16 protein-coding genes and 3 pseudogenes are annotated in these 15,015 nt (G+C 70.4%); 11 read left to right on the forward strand and 8 right to left on the reverse strand.

Annotation, left to right across the window (positions count from 1 at the left end):
- The 3 genes from ACFYY6_RS37525 to ACFYY6_RS37535 form a co-directional block, all read right to left on the reverse strand.
- On the reverse strand, positions 1 to 609 hold a 609-nt coding region (locus ACFYY6_RS37525; protein ID WP_389197661.1), incomplete at its 3' end, for a helix-turn-helix domain-containing protein.
- Positions 610 to 871: 262 nt separating this feature from the next.
- Positions 872 to 1,018: a hypothetical protein gene (locus tag ACFYY6_RS37530; protein ID WP_351525635.1), complete on the reverse strand. Its 147-nt coding sequence runs from the start codon at positions 1,016 to 1,018 to the stop codon at positions 872 to 874.
- 268 nt (positions 1,019 to 1,286) lie between these two features.
- Positions 1,287 to 1,892, reverse strand: coding sequence for an ABATE domain-containing protein (locus ACFYY6_RS37535; RefSeq protein ID WP_351525636.1), 606 nt, complete (start codon positions 1,890 to 1,892; stop codon positions 1,287 to 1,289).
- 83 nt (positions 1,893 to 1,975) lie between these two features.
- Between ACFYY6_RS37535 and ACFYY6_RS37540 the strand changes: the two genes are divergently transcribed.
- Complete coding sequence (locus ACFYY6_RS37540) at positions 1,976 to 2,767, forward strand: MBL fold metallo-hydrolase (protein WP_351525637.1); 792 nt, start codon at positions 1,976 to 1,978, stop codon at positions 2,765 to 2,767.
- 671 nt (positions 2,768 to 3,438) lie between these two features.
- On the opposite strand, the gene ACFYY6_RS37545 is transcribed toward ACFYY6_RS37540, so the two are convergent.
- The 3 genes from ACFYY6_RS37545 to ACFYY6_RS37555 all read right to left on the reverse strand — a co-directional run bounded on the left by ACFYY6_RS37545 (position 3,439) and on the right by ACFYY6_RS37555 (position 5,756).
- Positions 3,439 to 4,515: a hypothetical protein gene (locus ACFYY6_RS37545; RefSeq protein ID WP_389197663.1), complete on the reverse strand. Its 1,077-nt coding sequence runs from the start codon at positions 4,513 to 4,515 to the stop codon at positions 3,439 to 3,441.
- A 31-nt stretch (positions 4,516 to 4,546) separates the two neighbouring features.
- Positions 4,547 to 4,927 carry a hypothetical protein gene (locus ACFYY6_RS37550; RefSeq protein ID WP_388653432.1) on the reverse strand — a complete coding sequence of 127 codons (381 nt, stop codon included), beginning with the start codon at positions 4,925 to 4,927 and terminating at the stop codon, positions 4,547 to 4,549.
- Between the two features lie 418 nt (positions 4,928 to 5,345).
- On the reverse strand, positions 5,346 to 5,756 hold the full coding sequence (locus tag ACFYY6_RS37555; RefSeq protein WP_388653430.1) for a hypothetical protein: 411 nt from the start codon (positions 5,754 to 5,756) through the stop codon (positions 5,346 to 5,348).
- Between the two features lie 763 nt (positions 5,757 to 6,519).
- Between ACFYY6_RS37555 and ACFYY6_RS37560 the strand changes: the two genes are divergently transcribed.
- From ACFYY6_RS37560 to ACFYY6_RS37585, 6 genes and pseudogenes are all read left to right on the forward strand, one after another.
- Positions 6,520 to 6,963 (forward strand): tetratricopeptide repeat protein, encoded by a 444-nt coding sequence (locus ACFYY6_RS37560; protein WP_351635948.1) that lies wholly within the window; start codon positions 6,520 to 6,522, stop codon positions 6,961 to 6,963.
- 71 nt (positions 6,964 to 7,034) lie between these two features.
- Complete coding sequence (locus ACFYY6_RS37565; protein ID WP_351525642.1) at positions 7,035 to 7,556, forward strand: DUF4303 domain-containing protein; 522 nt, start codon at positions 7,035 to 7,037, stop codon at positions 7,554 to 7,556.
- A 35-nt stretch (positions 7,557 to 7,591) separates the two neighbouring features.
- Positions 7,592 to 7,792 (forward strand): hypothetical protein, encoded by a 201-nt coding sequence (locus ACFYY6_RS37570; protein WP_351635942.1) that lies wholly within the window; start codon positions 7,592 to 7,594, stop codon positions 7,790 to 7,792.
- A 232-nt stretch (positions 7,793 to 8,024) separates the two neighbouring features.
- Entirely contained in the window at positions 8,025 to 8,561 is a 537-nt protein-coding gene (locus tag ACFYY6_RS37575) for a winged helix-turn-helix domain-containing protein (protein WP_389197665.1), read from the forward strand.
- Complete coding sequence (locus tag ACFYY6_RS37580; protein WP_389197672.1) at positions 8,558 to 9,085, forward strand: transposase; 528 nt, start codon at positions 8,558 to 8,560, stop codon at positions 9,083 to 9,085. The genes ACFYY6_RS37575 and ACFYY6_RS37580 overlap by 4 nt, the downstream gene beginning before the upstream one ends.
- Before the next feature lie 33 nt (positions 9,086 to 9,118).
- Positions 9,119 to 10,051, forward strand: a pseudogene (locus ACFYY6_RS37585) (PLP-dependent aminotransferase family protein); the annotation flags it as partial.
- Positions 10,052 to 10,331: 280 nt separating this feature from the next.
- On the opposite strand, the gene ACFYY6_RS37590 reads toward ACFYY6_RS37585, so the two are convergent.
- Positions 10,332 to 10,820, reverse strand: a complete 489-nt coding sequence (locus ACFYY6_RS37590; protein WP_351524005.1) for a helix-turn-helix domain-containing protein — start codon at positions 10,818 to 10,820, stop codon at positions 10,332 to 10,334.
- A 325-nt stretch (positions 10,821 to 11,145) separates the two neighbouring features.
- Between ACFYY6_RS37590 and ACFYY6_RS37595 the strand changes: the two genes are divergently transcribed.
- From ACFYY6_RS37595 to ACFYY6_RS37605, 3 genes are read left to right on the forward strand one after another with little or no spacing between them, the layout of a single operon-like run.
- Positions 11,146 to 11,979, forward strand: coding sequence for an acyl-CoA thioesterase (locus ACFYY6_RS37595; protein ID WP_389197667.1), 834 nt, complete (start codon positions 11,146 to 11,148; stop codon positions 11,977 to 11,979).
- Positions 11,976 to 12,392 carry a hypothetical protein gene (locus tag ACFYY6_RS37600; protein WP_386609967.1) on the forward strand — a complete coding sequence of 139 codons (417 nt, stop codon included), beginning with the start codon at positions 11,976 to 11,978 and terminating at the stop codon, positions 12,390 to 12,392. The genes ACFYY6_RS37595 and ACFYY6_RS37600 overlap by 4 nt, the downstream gene beginning before the upstream one ends.
- On the forward strand, positions 12,382 to 13,827 hold the full coding sequence (locus tag ACFYY6_RS37605) for an MFS transporter (protein ID WP_389197670.1): 1,446 nt from the start codon (positions 12,382 to 12,384) through the stop codon (positions 13,825 to 13,827). Before ACFYY6_RS37600 ends, ACFYY6_RS37605 begins: the two co-directional genes overlap by 11 nt.
- Before the next feature lie 155 nt (positions 13,828 to 13,982).
- On the opposite strand, the pseudogene ACFYY6_RS37610 reads toward ACFYY6_RS37605, so the two are convergent.
- A pseudogene (locus tag ACFYY6_RS37610) lies at positions 13,983 to 14,408 on the reverse strand (hypothetical protein); the annotation flags it as partial.
- Positions 14,409 to 14,692: 284 nt separating this feature from the next.
- Between ACFYY6_RS37610 and ACFYY6_RS37615 the strand changes: the two are divergent.
- Positions 14,693 to 14,923: pseudogene (locus tag ACFYY6_RS37615) on the forward strand (IS6 family transposase); the annotation flags it as partial.
- Between the last annotated feature and the right edge of the window lie 92 nt (positions 14,924 to 15,015).

Below are 15,015 nucleotides of genomic sequence, written 5' to 3' on the forward strand. Positions count from 1 at the left end.
GGTCCAGAAGCCGGTGGCGGTCTCCTTCTTCTCGTCGCCGTGGATCTCGCTGTAGGCGAGGCGGGAGTGGTCGTCGACGGCGGTGTGGATGTAGCGGTAGCCGGCGCCGGAGCGGGTCTTCCTGCCTGCTTGGCGGCCCAGTGCCTTGTGGCCGCCGCCGTCGGGGATGTTGCCGAGCTTCTTGATGTCCACGTGCACCAGTTCACCGGGCCGGTCGCGTTCGTAGCGGCGTATGACGCGGCCGGTTGCCCGGTCGAGGTGGGCCAGGGGGGCCAGGCCGAAGCGAGTCAGCACGCGGTGCACGGTCGAGGGGACCGGGCCCAGCAAATGGGCGGTGCGGGCGGGTCCCCATCGGCGTGTGAGCCGGACCTTGATGATCCGTCGTTCGGTCCGCGTCGGGGTCCGGCGGGGGCTGTTGTACGGACGGCTTGACCGGTCCGCCATGCCCGCCTCGCCGTACAGCCGGTAGCGGTCTGCCCAGCGCTGGGCTGTTGTCGGTGAGACCTGGAAGCGTTCGGCGGCCCGGCGCAGGGGCCAGCCGTCCTCGACCACGCAGCGGGCCAGGCGCAGCCGTCCGGTCTCGGTCAGGGGTGCATTACGGTGGGGCACGAGGGCCTTTCGTTCGGTGCAGACGTCGCAATCCACACCGAACCCGGAAGGCCCTCACCTGTTCAAGATCCCTCAGCCAAGATCTCACTCACCCCGTCCACAACCTCCCCGGACAGCACCTAGCGGGCCACAGCGAGGTTGACAGCCCACTTCGCTTCCTGCACCCGTCGCGCCTCCAGCGTCCCGTCCCTGCAGGCGCGGTGCTGCACAGCGATCCACTACCCGCGCGTGTGCCCGCCGACCGTGCCAAGGTCGGACGCTCTCACGCAGCCGCACGAGCCCCCACCTTCCACCACCAAGAGGCGCGCGCCTCCAACTGCCGCAGCCACACCTCAGCGGCCACGGCCAGGTGCAGGGCGCCCTGGGCGGTCGGCTGTCCGGCCGCCGCCCGCGCCAGCATCCTCGCCACGGGTGCCAACGGATGACTTGGAACCGGGTGACTGGTCAAGGGTGTGTTGCCTGTTTCCCATCGCCCGGGACGCCGTCACGACCGCCATCAGCGTGAGCACTCCGAGGGCCGTCCCGACAACGGGTGGCGTGAGCCAGGGCCAAGTGCTGGGCCGCTGTCGCCGACGCTGGTGCCGCACGCATCCGATCCCAACTGGGGCGCCGCGCTCGGGATCCTCGTGCACGTACAACACTTTGGGCGCCGCATCCCGCTCCGGCTGCCGAGCGTGTCAGGCCTGATTCTGGGTGCGGCGGGCGTAGGCGCGAGCGGCGCGGGCCCGGTCGCCGCAGCGGGTGGAGCACCAGTGGCGGCGGCCGCGTCGGAGCAGGTACCGGTTGCAGGGGGCGGAGCCGCATGCCGTCAGGCGTTCGGCGTCGGGGCCGGTGAGCAGATCGGCGGCGTTGGTGGCGAGGGCTGCCTGGGCGTGGTCGACGAGCTGGGTGATGGGGTGTGAAACAGCTCGGTAGGGGCCGTTCTTCTCGTCCCAGTGCAGCAGTGCGATGGTGGGGGTCTTGATCAGCGCGTCGTTGACGGCGGACAGGGCCGCGGGCAGCGCGGGGAGTCCGGCGACGCGGCAGGCGAACAAGGATCTGATCTGTTCGCGCAGCGAACGCAGTTGCGCGGTGCACATCTCCTGAAGTCCCGCGTCGGCGGGTGCGAGGCCGTGCTCGGTGAGCCACTGATTCGCCGACGCAGGGGTGCCGAGGAGATCCACGTGCTGCCCTTGGGGCAGGGCGATGGCGCTGTTGGCGAAGTCGAGGGCGGGGTACTCCTCTGCGCCCGAAGCGGGCGGCGGAACGGGCTCGGCGGCCGTGACCTCCTTCATGACTCTCATGGTACAGCTTGCGTCATCCGTGAGGAGTCCCGTACGGTCACCTCACGGATACGGCGTATTCATCCATGAGAAAGTGGTGCTGTATGACTTCCTCCGACACGACAGCCAGCGACCAGTTCCCCGTCCGCGTCTTCGGTGGTCCGACCGCCCTTTTCGAGTACGGCGGCCTGCGGTTCCTGACCGACCCCACCTTCGACGCCCCCCGTGACTACCCGTCCGAAGGGCCGCTCCTGATCAAGACGACACCCTCCTCGGGCAGCCCTGCCGATCTGGGCCGCATCGACGTCGTTCTGCTCTCCCATGACGAGCACGCCGACAACCTCGACGACTCCGGCCGGGCTCTGCTCGCCGACGTCCCGCTCACGCTCACCACCCCCGGCGGCGGGCGGCGTCTCGGGGAGCGGGCCAAGGGACTGCACGACTGGGAGTCGATCGAACTGGACCGTCCCAAGGGCGGCACCATCACCGTGACCGGTGTCCCCGCCATCCACGGTCCCGGGGCACGTGAGGAGGTCGAGCCGGTCACCGGCCAAGTAGTCGGCTTCGTCCTGACCGGCGAAGGCCTGCCCACCGTCTACGTCAGCGGCGACAACGCCTCTCTCGACGTGGTCGAGGAGATCGCCGGGCGCTACGCCCCGGTGGACACCGCGATCGTCTTCGCCGGCGCCCCTCGCTTCCCCGCCCTCTTCGAGGGTATGTGCATCGTCCTCGACAGCGCTCAGGCCGCCGAGGCCGCCACGATCCTCGACGCCCGCCGCGTGGTGCCCGTCCACTACGACAGCTGGGCCCACTTCACCGAAGGCCGCGACCAGCTGATGGCCGCTTTCACCGCCGCCGCTCTGGCCGACCGCCTGGACTTCGGCCACCGGGGCTGACCGGAAGGAACGCCCCCGGCCGGAAGCGGGAGGAGCGCCGCACGGCGTCTCACGCAATCGTGCAGCGCAGCCATGACGTAGCGATGCTGCGTCAAACGGTGAGACCCAGGTCCTCACCTGAGGCCGGTCTCTCCCCGCTGCACGCGGCGCCTGCCTCTGCGACTACGAGGCCCATCGCTACAGGGCCTTGTCGGTGCGGGTCTCGATAGCGCGCAGTACGGCTGCCATGTCCGACTCGCCGTGCCCGAGCCCCGCCGTCTCGTCGTACGGGGTGCGGCAGATGGCGAGCAGGGGTGAGGCCAGGCCGGACGCCCTGGCCTCCTCGGCTGTTCTCGCCCGGCCCGAGGAATTCCGGCACGATCAGAGTGGCAACTTTCCCGCGACCGGTACGAGTACGCAAAGCGCGCCCGCGGCGGTGGATGGGGGAGTGGTCACCACAGAGCCAGTCCGCTCATACCCGGTCCGCACTCGGATACGTCTGCGGCGCTGGATGGCGGCCGTCTCGACCCCGGTCAGCGGCTCCGCCCGGCTCGCGCGGTAATAGAGGGAGACACTCATGGCGTGAGAGTACGGTCAGGGTGTGACAGCGCGTTCTGGGGGGCGAGCGACCGGACCGGCCGCCGTCTCGTCCCCTGGCGTGGGCGTCGAGGTGGTGGCGGTTCATGGCGCCGTCATCCGTCGAAGGACGACCAGTCGATGCCCAGTTCACCGTACGGCCGTAGTGCGCCGCGGTGCTGTGCGCCGATCGTGATCTCGGACATGCCGTCGCCCAGGTCACTGGTGCATGCGATGAGGCCGGGGGCGACGTGGAACGTCGTCGGGTCGGCCGGCCACCGCCACGGCCGGAGCGGCACGGAGCGCAACCGGTCGGTGAGGTCTTGCATGAGCGGCTCTGGCACCGGGGTGTACCAGGCATGGGCTTGGTACGGTGCCCCGGTCATCGCCTCGAACAACGAGAACTGCATCAGGAAGCCGCTGAGCGGCTCGCGTTCGGCGCTGTCCTCCGCCGCTGTCAGCCAGACGACCGGGTCGGCCTCGGCCGGGTCCAGCTCCCAGTGGAAGCAGAGCTGGTTCTCCTCACTGAAGACGACCCTTCGCGGATCTGCGCCCGTTCGCAGTTCGGTGGCCGGCAGGATCCGGTTCTGCCTGCCCAGCATCTCGGGCCGCTGGTGGGCGAGCCGGTAGAACTCCCGCAGGGCCCGCGGCAGGTCCGCGGGCACCGCACCGGGTGTGACCGGGGCGGGCACCGGCCGGGGGTACCAAGCGCATGCGAAGTGTCCCAAAGCCGTAACGGGGTCCTCGCCGATCTGCGTGAGCCAGTCCAGGCTCGGCGTTTGCGGTGACGGACCGGTCGGCCGCACCTCGTCCAGGACCTCGGGTGCAAGCGGGGGCTCGATCCTCAGATCGCACTGAAGCAGTTCGCCGTCGGCACAGGAGGAATAAACCGGCCGGCCCACGCCCAGATAGCGGCAGCCCCCGAAGACACGCACGAAAAGATGTACGGGGAGGGGACCGTCCGGCTCGTCCACCAGCCGTGCTCGCACCACGGCCGACGCCGGGCCCATCAGCCGGAACAGCTCACCGCTCCACACCCCGCTCACCCCCGGCTCGTCCACGGCGTCGGAAAGAATCACCGACGCATCGGCGCCGACCACCACCCGGGCACCGCCCGCCATCGACGAACGCGTATGGATTCCGGCGAGTGAGCACACAGCCTCCTCACCCAACATGGCCAACTGTTCGATCACGTGCGGGTCTCCCGCTGCAACGATTCGTCCACTACCTCAGACCCCTGCCCCCCGGACGTCGGCCAGGGCCGCCCTCACTGCGCGTCCCGTACGTCGCGCCCGGCACCTCGCGTGTGAACATGAACTCCTCCAAGGCCGCCACGAGTGCGGGGCGACTCCGCGTCGTCCAGGTGCCGAGCAGTACCCCAGCACCCACCCTGCCGCCCCTGCGTCGATCCAGGCGCAGGAAGTCCACGACGTAACACCCCTGGGGATCACCTTCCGGCTCCCAGCGCGTGTCGAAGCACAGTCCCGTACCCGCGTGATCTGCGCTGACCAGCACGGACCCGTACAGCCAGTCGATGGTGTCGGGCCCGGGGTCCACTTCGTAGAGGCTGTTCCAGCTCACCGTCCAGCCAGCAGGGACGCGCAACGGCTGTATCTTCCGCCATGCCTCGCCCACGGTCATGAGGCGAGATCACCGCGCGGTACGCCAGAGCCGTCCCTGAACAGGAGCTGTCCGGGTCCACCGCCTTCAGCCGGTCGGCGGCGCAGCGGGCCCGCCAGGTGGGCGGGGTCAGCACGAGGTCTCCTCTGCGCCGCGGTGTGCTCGTATCCCCAGAGATCTGCCGGGCCTCGGCAGCCCGGCCCGGGACGGGCGGCGATGACGGCGCGAACGGTGTCGGGGAGTTCCGGTTGGCGAGAGCTCGTGGTCGCGGTCTCCGCGAGCGTCCCGGGCCGGCTGGCCGGTGTAGTCGGCCAACGCCTCGGGCGTGGTCGTGTGCCGAGCCACGGTGATCGCCGCTCGGCCAGCCTCCTCGGTCTCGCCGTCGAGGCGCTTCGAGCGGGAATCACCGCATGACACCGCCTTGCTGAGGATCGAAAACAATCGCACCCTCTATCTCTTCAAGGTAGACCATAAGCGAGATGATCTGGTTCGTGTACTCGCGGGCATCGTCGTCCCCGAAAACGACCCGGACCCGTCTTGCGACAGCCCAGAGATCAAAAGGCACCGATCCTCCGATCGTACGGTGCACGAAGCGCGCATCCTCTGCCACGGTCTCGCTCTCTTCGTAAGCGACGCGCGTCAGCCATGCCCCCCATCTGAGGGCGAGCGTAGGGCCCTTGGAGAAGGGAAGCCGCTCCCACTGCAGCGTGAAGCCAATTGCGTCTTCGAAGAGCTCGCGCAGGTCAGCGGCCAGTGATTCGTTGGATATCTCTGGGGAGTCGGGACCGAGAAAAGCATGGAGTGCAAAAGTCATTGTCGCTGTTCAGTCATCCGAGAGCAGTGAAAATCAGGGTCGGCATGAGTCCGATCAGGCGCCGCTCCGCTTGGCGTACTTCGGCACCAGACCTTGCGTGCCGATGGCATTGACGAGCGGCAGCCGGCCACGCGACCGGAGGTGGCTGAATCAGGTACGGAGGGATCCGGCGGTGCCTTCGTAAGCAACTTCAGCGGTGAGCGTGACCGGCGGAGCCGCTGTCCGGCCACAAAGCCCCGTGGTTGCCTCAGGGCCGACGGACAGCCCGGTCCGCTCTTGGGGGGCCTCTCCAGAGGGGCAGTTCCGCCTGGCCGCGGCTGCTCTCCTTGGCCAACGCCCTGCTCGCGCCGGGTTCGGGTCTCTCACGAAGACGGGATACTACTTGACTTCACCCCAATCATGGAATGCCTTCCGTGATTGGGGTGAAGTCCAATACGGTGCCGTGGGTGTCGACTGTGCAGAAGGAGTTCTCACCGGCGACGTACACGGGCCGCCCGCGGAGGTGTACGCCGTTCCGCCGTCCGGGATGCCGATTCCGCTGTTCGACGGCGCAAGGCCAGCTGCAACGCGCTGGTCTGCCGGCAGCCGGGACGAGCTGACGCTGTGCGTCCTTCGGGCCGAGCGGACTCGTGCCGCCGCGGTGGCAGCGGCCGGATGGACAACATCGACGTGATCGCCACCAACACACACGGACCCGCCCAATGTCCTCAGTGAGGAACCGGCTTGAACCGGCCGTCCGTACACGCGAATCAAAGGAACAGCCATGCCCCTGCCCGACCACCTCTCCGCCGAGATCGACGACTTGTGCCGTCGCGGCGACACCCTGGCCGAAGCGGGCCGACTTGACGAGGCCAAGGCGCTGTACGTGGAGGCCCTGCGGCTGCTGCCGGATGATCCGAGCGACTGGGCGGCGTCGACCTGGATCTACGTGGCGATCGGTGACGTGCATTTTCGGCAGGGCGTCTTCGACAGGGCGTACCGGTGCTTCCACAACGCCGTCCGGTGCCCCGGCGGATTGGGCAACCCCTTCATCCATCTCCGCCTGGGCCAGAACGCCTTGGAACTCGGCGACCACGACCGCGCAGCGGACGAGTTGATGCGGGCCTACATGGGCGGCGCTCCTGACATCTTCGACGAGGACGACCCCAAGTACCTCGCTTTCCTGCGGACCCGCGCCGACCTCGGCCATGCCCGGGGTTCAGGGTGAGCGCCGGGCGAGCCCGGGAGTGTCGCCCCGAGGAAACACCCGCCGCACCCGAGAGCGAAGCGCCGCTGACCATGCTCCTGCCTGCCGCCCGATCGGCCTTCACCCGCCTCGCGGAGGGGCTCGGCGGCACGGAGTGCTGCGGATACGCGCTGTACTCCGACGCGGCGGCGATGACGGTCTGCTGCGCGGTCAACACACGGGATCATCTGGCCCGCAGCCAGGCCGCCGATCCGGACGACGCGGAGTACTACCGGTGGAGCCCGGCCGAATGGGCGTACGAGGGCGCGGGCCATGAGTACTTCGCCGAGGTGAACCGGCACCTGCTCACACGCTCCATGACTCTCGGCGGCCGGGAGCTGTGCCAGTGGCGCGAGAGCGTGTACGAGGCGTGCGTGGTGACCTTGGAGACACTGTTGGCGGAGGACATCCTCGAGCGGGACGGCGACACCGTCGTGGTATTCGCCGTCTCCGACCACACGGATGCGGAACGGGAGGCGGGCTGGATCCGCCGTCTCAACCCGCCACGCCAGACCCGGCGTTTCACCCGCTGGCTCCGCGCCATCGGCAGCCCAGCCGACGAAACACCACTCTGAACCTGATCGTCACCGCGCCGGAAGGCGTCCGCACCATGCTGCGGCACCTGAAGGACAAGGACCTCCTGGCCGTCTGCGCGGGCTTCCGCCCGAGCCTGGACCAGGCCGGTGATCTGCTCGCCGCGACGAAGATCGCTCTTCGGTCGCTCGCCCGCCGCCACCGCGAACTGGGACCGGAGATCGACGAACTGGACGAGCTGACAGCCCCGCTCACCCGTTCCATTGCCGCACGCTAGTGCCGCGGCAGGCAACGTTTGCCCGTCAAGGAGCGCGTCCGGTACGTGCTCTCGGTGTGCCGGCCGGAAGCCCTCGTACTGGATGTACTTGGGATTTCGGCCGGTGCGGCGAGAGGGCGTGCCGGGCGTCGCGACGGGGCGAACGTTGCCTGATGCGGCACTAGTGAACTTGATTGGGTGATGTCGGGCCGTTCGCCTGACATCGGCTGAGTCGGGTCGGTAGCTGTGTGGTGTGAGATACGCGCAGGGTGGCGGTTTGACCGATGCCAAGAGGGCTGCAAGAGAGCGGATCCGGCTGGAAGCGGTCGGTCGCTTCGAGAGCGGCGCGAAGAACCGGGAGATCGCGGTCGCGCTGCGGGGGAGCGAGCGGTCGGTGGAGCGCTGGCGCCGTCAGTGGCGTGAGCGGGGTGAAGAGGGTGTCCGGTTGAAGGGATCGCCAGGGCGTCCGAGGCTTTCGGCAGGCCAAATCGCCAAATTGGAGCGGGAGTTGGAGCGCGGCCCGCTCGTTCATGGCTGGGCTGACCAGCGGTGGACACCGGCCGGGGTGAAGACTCTGATCGGACGGTTGTTCCACGTCGGCTACACGGTGGAGGGGACATGGCGGCTGCTGAAGCGCCATGGCTGGTCGTGGCAGCAGCCGGCCCGCCGGGCAATCGAATGTGACGACGGAGCTCTGGAGTTGGGGAAGAAGGAGGTGTGGCCGCAGGTAAAAGTACGGCGGCCTGCGGGACCTGGATCGTCTGTGAGGACGAGGCCAGCCAGTCGCTGAGGCCGCCACGCGCGAGGTCCTGGGGCCGCATCGGCCAGACGCCGGTCGTCCGCGTCCGGGGCAGGGGTTCCGGACGGGTTTCGATGGCGGGAATGGTCTGCTTCCGACGCGGAGACCGGTCGAGGCTGATCTACAGCTTTCGGGTCCGCCGTGGCCGCAAGGGCGAACCCAAGGGATTCACCTGGCAGGACTACCGCGACCTCATCGTGCGGGCGCACAACCAGCTCAAAGGCCCCATCGTCCTGGTCTGGGACAACCTGCGCACCCATCTCATGCCGCAGATGAAGGACTTCATCGCTGCGAACGAGGACTGGCTGACCGTCTTCCATTTCCCGTCCTACGCACCCGACCTCAACCCGCAGGAGGGCATCTGGTCCCTGGTGAAACGGGCGATCGGCAACCTCGCCGCCGCAAACCTCGACCAGCTCGCCGCCGTCGTGAAGCGCAGCCTCAAGAAGACCCAGTACCGACCGCACCTCATCGACGACTGCCTCATAGGCACCGGCCTGACCTTGACCAGCTGACACGATCAGGCCGACATCACACATTCAAGTTCAGTAGCCGGCTATCTGGCCCGCGCCCGCGGGGTGCACGCGGACCCGGAACGGATCGTGATCTGCGCCGGGTTCGTCCAGGCCCTGAGACTGATGGGGGAGGTGCTGCGCAGGCGCCGGGTCCGGGAGGTGGCCGTCGAGTCGTACGGACTGGACATCCACGGGAAGCTGCTCACGGACGCCGGTTTGCGCATGCCCTGTCTGCCGGTGGACGGGCTCGGGGCCCGGACCGGCGAACTGGCCCAGATGCGCGGGGTGGGAGCGGTCCTGCTGACCTCCGCGCACCAGTTCCCGACGGGCGTGCCGCTCCACCCCGACCGGCGGGCGGCGGCGGTCGACTGGGCGCGCGGCACCGGCGGGCTGATTCTGGAGGACGACTACGACGGGGAGTTCCGCTACGACCGGCAGCCGGTCGGCGTGCTCCAGGGGCTCGACCCGGAGCGCGTCGTCCACCTGGGGACGACGAGCAAATCCCTGGCGCCGGGGCTGCGGCTGGGGTGGATGGTGCTGCTGGAGAGCCTGGTGGAGGAGGTGATCGAGGCGAAGGGGCTGAGCGACTGGTCGTCGAGCGTGCTGGAGCAGCTGACGCTCACGAAGTTCATCGCGTCGGGCGCGTACGACCGCCATGTGCGGGCGATGCGGCTGCGCTACCGCCGCCGACGCGACCAACTCGTCGCGGTACTCGCGGAATGGGCCCCCGGAGTCCGGGTCAGCGGTATCGCCGCCGGCCTGCATGCCGTGCTCGAACTCCCGGAGGGCGGCGAGGAGGCCGCGCTTCGGGCGGCGGCCTGGCAGGGGCTCGCGCTGGACGGGCTCTCGGGCTTCCGGCACCCGCAGGCGCCGCCGGGGCGCGACGCACTGGTCATCGGCTACGGCACACCCACCGACAGCGCGTGGGCGGGAGCGCTGGAGGCTCTGTGCCGGGCGCTCTCCTGAGGCCGGGTACCACAGAACCCCGGGTACGGATCACTTCTCCGAGCGGGGGCGTCCGGCCGCTCCGTCCCGCGTCTGCGGCCTCCCGGTGGCCGCGGCGGCTGGACGGGAACGAGTGATGGTGCGGCCAAAAGAGCGGGCCGTCATGTGCGGCGCCCGCAGCCGGCCGATCCGCAGGCCGGACCGGAAGAGCCGGCTCAAGGATCCGACGGTGATACCGGAAGCGGCGGTCGGCAGGGGGCGCCGGCGCCCGGTGCGGGCGTCCGGCGAGGGTGCCGGATGATCACGTGTCCGTCGGCGACGGTGCGCCGGGGGAGTCTGCCGCGGAGTGCTGGGGGACGCCGCCGATGCGGACCGCGCGGGCGCTGTCGGGAGGGACGGGCCTGCTGCAGGCGTCGCAGACGGTGCGCGGATGGAGGACCGCGCCGCAGTCGTGCCTGAACACCGTTGGGGGCTCTCCCTCGGTCACGTAGTGGTCGCCCCACTCCTTGAGGGCGAGCAGGACCGGGTGCAGCGCGAGTCCGGCCTCGGTCAGCGTGTACTCGTAGCGCGGCGGGTGGTCCTGGTAGAGCTCCTTGGCCAGGACGCCGTTCTCCACGAGCTTCTTCAGCCGGGCGGTGAGGATGTCCCGGCTGGCGCCGGTGTTCGCGGCGATCCGGTCGAAGCGGCGCACCCCGAAGAACACCTCCCGCAGCGCGAGCAGGCTCCAGCGCTCGCCGATGACGGCGAGCGAGTTCGCGATGGAACAGGGGCGCGGGCGGGCGACGGTCATGGGTGCGGACCTCCGGGGAGTGGGCGCCGTGCCGGGGCGGCACGGTGAATGCGGGCGTCGCTCCGGGGGCGGAGCTCGTCGGCCGCCGGGAGGTTCCGGGCTCACCTGCCGCCCCGCAGTACGTCGTCCATCGTTTGCCTCCCGGGCCGGTTGCCCTCTCATCCTAGACCAGTGGGTTGGAAAACGAGACCTATGAGGCGGAGCCTGGGGGTCGGTCCGGGTCAGAGTGCGTTTGTTTTTCAAACTAGCACCTCTATAGTGAGTCCTGTTTTCCAACTATCCGGCTCGGGCATTCCCTCGGGCCCGACCGAACGAGGAGACCGGAATGAGGACTTCACCACCCGGCAGCACGTCTGTCACCGATGAGGCGGTGGCCCGGATCGACCCCCTGTGGAGGTCCTGGGCGGGCGCGCACGGGGGGCATGTCGCGGCGGCGGCGCTCACCGCCATGCGGGAACGGGGCGTCGGGCAGGGCCGCCCGCTCCGCGCCCTGACCGCACACTTCCTCGCCCCTGTCGACACCCGTCCGCTCCGCCTGTCCCTGACCGGGCCCCGGGCGGGACGTCGGGCCTCGACCTGTCTCTTCACGGCCCATCAGGACGGAGCCGCGGTGCTCGCGGGGTCGGCGCTGTTCGGCTCCGGCCACCCGGGGCCCGGCTATGACGGGCGGGCCTTCCCCCAGGTGCCGGGTCCGGCCGACTGCGTGCCCCTCGACCTGTCCGGCGGATTCGTGGCCTTCGCCCAGCAGGTGGAAGTGCGACCCGCCACCGAGGCGCTGCCCCTCGCCGGGGGCGAGCTGGCCGAGCTGGTGGCCTGGGTACGATTCACCGAAGGGCGGCCGCTGGACGAGGCCGCGGTCGTCACCCTCACCGATGTCCTCCCGCCCGCCCTGTTCGCGCGCTGGCGCACCCCGCGCCCGGTACCGACCGCCGAGCTGACCATCCACTTCGCCGACACGCCGGCCTCCGAGGTGCTCACGGACCGGGCCCTCGTCCGGATCCGTACCGAACAGGCCGGCGGCGGCTGGGCGGTCGACGACAGCGAGGTGTGGTCGGCCGACGGCCGGCTGCTGGCCCTCGCCCGGCAGGCCCGCGTCGTCCAGGACGCCCCCGCGGAGAACGCACCCTCGCCCTCGACAGCCCCCCGGGAGACCTCGTGAACACCGGCGGAGCCATCGCGCTCGTCACCGGAGCAGGCCGCGGACCGGGCCGCGTCGTCGCCCCCGTTCCCGGAAGGAACGGTGGCGGGGCCCCGGCCGACGTACTCCCCGCGCTCTCCCGGCACACGCTGCCGCAGACCGGCTCGTACGGCGCCTTTGAGTCGGCGGCCCGGCCGATGACCAACGCGGTGCGCGAGGAGCTGCGTGCGCAGGGCACCCGCACCGTCGCCGTGCACCCGGCGTTCATCGACACCGACATGGCCGCCCGCGTCGACCGGGCCGGGATCAGCCCTGCCGACGTGGTCGACCAGGTCCTCGACGCCGTCGAGGCCGCCCGCGAGGAAGCCCTCGCCGGCGACGTCACCCGCCAGGCCAGGGCCATGCTGTCCCGAGGAGCGAACCATGACCACTGAGCTGCGTGACACAACGGCCGAGGAGCGCGACGACGCCCGCGGCAACCGCCCCGGGCCGGTCCTCGTCGCCGCGTGCCTGGGACTGTTCACGGTGTTCCTCCAGACCACCCAGACCATCGGCACGCTCGGCGCCGTCCAGGCCGATCTGCGCCTCGCCCCGGCCGACATGGTGTGGGTGCCGAGCATGTACACCCTGGTCGTGGCGTCCTGCGTACTCGGCGCGGGCGCCCTGGCCGACCGGTGGGGGCGCAAGCGCGTCTTCCTGGCCGGGGCCGCGGCGATGGCCGCGGGCGCTCTGGTGCTGGTCCTCGCCGACAACCTGGCCACCCTCCTCACCGGCCAGGCGATCGCCGGCCTGGGCGGCGCCCTTATCACCCCCAGCTCGCTCGCGCTGATCACCCACGCCGTCCGCGACCCGCGCCGCCGCGCCGGGGCGATCGCCGCATGGGCGGCCACCTCTGGGCTGGGCCTGGCCGTCGGCCCCCTCGTCGCGGGCCTCGCACTGCGCTGGTGGACCTGGCACGCGGCCTTCTGGCTCAACCTCGTCATGGCGGGCCTCGCGGCGGCGGTCGCGCTCGGCCAGGTCGCCGAGTCCCGCAACCCGGCCCAGCGCCTGGACTGGGCGGGACAGTTCACCGCGATCGCAGGTCTCGCGCTCCTGGTCTACTGGCTGATCGACGGCGGACACCACGGCTACGGCTCCGCACGGGCCCTGGCCGCCGTTGTGGCAGCGGTCGTTCTGCTGGCCGCCTTCGCCCTGGTCGAACTGCGCCGTACCGCCCCCATGGTCGACCTGCGGCTGATGCGTGATCCCTCCTACAGTGTCTCCCTCCTGCTGGCCGGGACCGTCCTGTTCGGCTTCGTCGGTCTCAGCCTTCTCCAAGTGCTGTGGCTGCAGCGCGTACGGGGACTGACCGCCCTGCAGGTGGGCGTCCAACTCCTCGCGGAATTCGGTGCGTTCATCGCCGCCTCGGTCCTGGCCGGCATACTGGTGCGCCGACTCGGCCCGCGCGTCCTGATCACGGCGGGCCTGCTGCTCGCGGCCGTCGGCGCCGTACTCTTCGCGCAGGTCGGACCGGACACCGCGTTCGCCGGGTACGCCGCCGCCTTCGTCCTGTTCGGCCTCGGCTGCGGTCTCGCCAACGCCCCGTCCACCGCCCTCGCCGTCGGCCACGTCCCGCACGGCCGCGAGGGCGAGGCGGGCGGCACCGTCAACGCCGCCCGCCAGATCGGCGCCGTCCTCGGCACCAGCATCCTCGGCACACTGGTCACCACCCGCTTCGAGGACCGCGTCACCCACGTCCGCGACCCTCGCATCGCCTTCACCGACGCGGTCACCCACACCACCTGGGTCGCGGTCGCGGTCCTCGGCGCCGGCACCGTACTGGCACTCGGACTGTCGGCCTGGTCCCGCCGCAGGGCAACCGCCGGGTGACCGGGGCGAACGAGGCACTGCGAGGAGCCGAACGCCACCCGGGCCGACGAACCTGAACCGCCTGCCCGCCTGCCCGCCTGCCTGCCTGCCTGCCCGCCTGCCCGCCCGGCGCGGTTCGCGCCGGGCGCGGGCGGGGCGGGTGCGGGCGGGCGGGTTCAGACCGGTTCGGGGGTGTCCTGCGGCGCCTCACCGAACCGGACCAGGGCCAGCGCGCCCGCCACCGCCACCACGAAGCCGACGACCGCCAGCCAGCCCAGGCCCTCGCGGGTGCGGTCGCCGAGCCAGACGACGCCGACGAGTGCCGGGCCGATCGTCTCGCCGAGCACCAGGCCGGCCGTCGCCGTCGTCACCGAACCGCGTTGCAGTGCCGAGGTGAGCAACAGGAATGCCGAACCACCGCCCAGCAGCAGCGCGTACGCGGCGGGGTTGGTGAGCAGCACCGGCGGGGACAGGTCGTCGATCAACCGGACGGTCACCTCCACCACCCCGAAACCGCACCCCGCGCCGAGCCCGAGCACGAGCGCCCGCAACTGCTCCGGGAGACGCCCGCACACCGAACCGATCAGCAGGATGCCCAGGGCGATCCCCGTCGGCCTGTCCGACGAGGAGCGGAGCCACGACGAGGTGCAGCTCGTCGGCCAAGCCCTGCTGCAGAAGCTGCGTGTGGACCTGCCCGCCACCCTCGCCATCAGCCGGCGTACCCCGTGCACCGTGTACAGATGCTCGAGCAGCATCTCCCAGCTCTTCACCGGCGGCATCGCGTACACGTCCGCCAGATCACCGAGGAGGCCGCGGGCCGGCACTGTCACGTTGGCGGGCGGCGTGGGAGGATCCTCGAAGTTGATCACGCTGGAGGGGATCGTCCGTGGTGAGCGCGTTGCCGTCGTATAAGGGGCACCGGTACCCGGTCGAGGTCATCTCCGACTGCGTGTGGCTGTACTTCCGCTTTCCGCTCAGCTTCCGTGAGGTGGAGGAGCTGATGCCCCGGCGCGGTGTCACCGTCTCGTACGAGACGGTCCGCCGGTGGTGTGTGAAGTTCGGGCAGGCCTACGCCGACGGACTACGCCGCCGACGGCCCCGGCCCGGGGACAAATGGCTCTACCTTCTTGCCCGGGTTGGTCCTCCCGTTCGTAGGGTGAGGGCACCCAGGGGAGCTGGGTGTGGCTGACAAGTGGCTGCCGTTCGTGG

The organism is Streptomyces sp. NPDC001750 (genome assembly GCF_042892615.1).
Lineage (GTDB): Bacteria > Actinomycetota > Actinomycetes > Streptomycetales > Streptomycetaceae > Streptomyces.